The organism is Neobacillus fumarioli NBRC 102428, from assembly GCF_001591485.1.
In the GTDB taxonomy this organism is placed as follows: Bacteria; Bacillota; Bacilli; order Bacillales; family Cytobacillaceae; genus Neobacillus; species Neobacillus fumarioli.
Map to the genome: position 1 here is coordinate 1 of NZ_BCUZ01000215.1, position 2134 is coordinate 2134.

Sequence of the window (2134 nt, forward strand, 5' to 3'; positions counted from 1 at the left end):
ACAATTCTTCCGACTAAGTGAGTACCCTGCTGAAAATCAACCATAACAGAGCCTCACAAAAAAACACCACACGATCAAGGACTGTGGTGTGAATTTTTTAATAAGACCAGCTATGCTGGTTTTCGTATTTAAAATACAATGTCCCGGACGGTCATTTTATCCGGGACGTTTGTTAGATAGCGCTTTACTGCCAAGCTCCGTCTGAGCCTAGCCTATAACCGTTGATGACTGTATTGGCGGCCATGTGACCGTCTTTGTAGAAGAAGTACCATTTCTGCCCTATGTTAACCCAGCCGGTTCTCATCTCTCCGTTTTTTTCAAGGTAGTACCATTTCGAGCCTGACTTTATCCAGCCTGTTCCCATAGCTCCATTTTGATCCAAATAGTACCAATGCCCATCTGAATATAACCAGCCAGTCCACTTATTGCCGTTTGAATCCAGGTAATACCATTTGCCTGAGTATTTATGCCAGCCATATGTAGAGCTTTCTCCATTCACGATTTGTTCGAAATTACTTTCTGTTGTAGACGGAGTAATGACGAATCTGCCGAGCTCGTAAGGATCATCACCCGGTTTTACATACTTTCCTTCCGTTGTAAAAGCATACTTGTAACCTGTTATTTTTAATTGCTCAATGGTTTTCTGATTATAGGCTCCAAATGGATAAGCAAAAAACTCCGTATGTACTAAATCTTTACTTGTCTTTAAATCTTTCAAAACAACATCATCAGGTTCCGTTAATAATGCTGATTTTCCGTCTATTGTATAATGCAAACCGTTTGTATGGCTGGCAAATTGAAAGACATCTGTCATTTGCTTAATCTCAGGCCAGCTTAAAAATTGCAGATCTCTTGGATCAAAAGGAACTGGTGTTTGCGAGATCCGGTTAGTAATTAAGAAAGCTCCCGCATGGAAACCATATTTTTTTAGAATCGGGTAGGCATATAAATAATTGGTTTTATGGCCATCATCAAAGGTTATGACGACTGTTTTCGCAGGCAGGGCTTTTCTGCCTTGCAAATACAACGCTAAATCCGATAACGTCGCTGTATAGAAACCGTGGTCATGTAAATATTTCATTTGTGCTTCAAATTCTTCAAAGTCCATGATCGCTGAATCATTAGGAAAAGCATTCTCACTTTTCTTTAATATATGATGGTATAACAAAACTGGTATGCCCTTTTGATTAGTTTCTGCTGCGTAGGTTGTTTGGTTTGTTGCCATCCATAAAGTACTGATCAACACGAATAGGACAATTGTCATATTTATTTTTTTCATCGCTGTCTCCTAGTATGCTTTTATTAAATTCCATTACGCATATATTACCAAATGATAAGGGCGCTTTCAATCTATTTTCATCATTAAGAACTAGCCCTTTCCGATCATTTATCAGAAAGGGCTTGGAAGTTATAATTTAAGCTGTTTGTAATGAGGATCCTTATTTTGGTATTTCTTTTTCAAAAGTTTTATCCTCTTTTGGGATTGTATAAAACTTATAAAGCAAAGGATCGACATGGGGCCACAGTACCAAACAAAGAGAAAACCTCCGTGGTAATAAAAAGGCATATAGGCAATCGAAACTCCAAATAATACAAACGATAAAATTAAATAAATGCCGATGCTGTTGTGATAAAACTGATAGTGGTCAAAGGTGGTTTTTCCATTTTTCATGAGGTCATTTAGATTCTTATCGGTTTGATAAAACAGAAACAAAGAGATGAGTAGTAAAAAGGCATAGATGGGAAGGGAATAAATATAAAGAGAAACACCTAATATACAGAAGTAGAAACTCAAACAGAAGGCAACCCCGGAAAAAAACAATGGCATCAGAAATTTGTAGACGTTTACATCCGATTGTTTCACACTATACCCCCTCGATTTCTTTAGTAAAAACTAAAACGATGTCCCCCCCTTTTTATTAGCTATATTTAATTATTATCTATATGTTGAAAAATTCCTTCTCATTCCCAACCTTCTGTTGAAATTTTCCCGGTTCTATTCGCTGAATGGTTTCTTGTTGCGCTTTGGGATTTGTGCTTTTTAATAAAAAAGCTGATTAGTTAAAGCACAATCTTCATAAACTAAGTCCACTACTATTAGGGAAGGTGCCCAATGAAGAAAATACTTTTCTTT

Annotated in this window: 1 protein-coding gene; it reads right to left on the reverse strand. The window is 37.0% G+C overall.

Features of this window, described 5'->3' with window-relative positions:
- Positions 1-184: 184 nt before the first annotated feature.
- Entirely contained in the window at positions 185-1279 is a 1095-nt protein-coding gene (locus BFU02S_RS15645) for a polysaccharide deacetylase family protein (RefSeq protein WP_066372690.1), read from the reverse strand.
- Positions 1280-2134 lie beyond the last annotated feature (855 nt).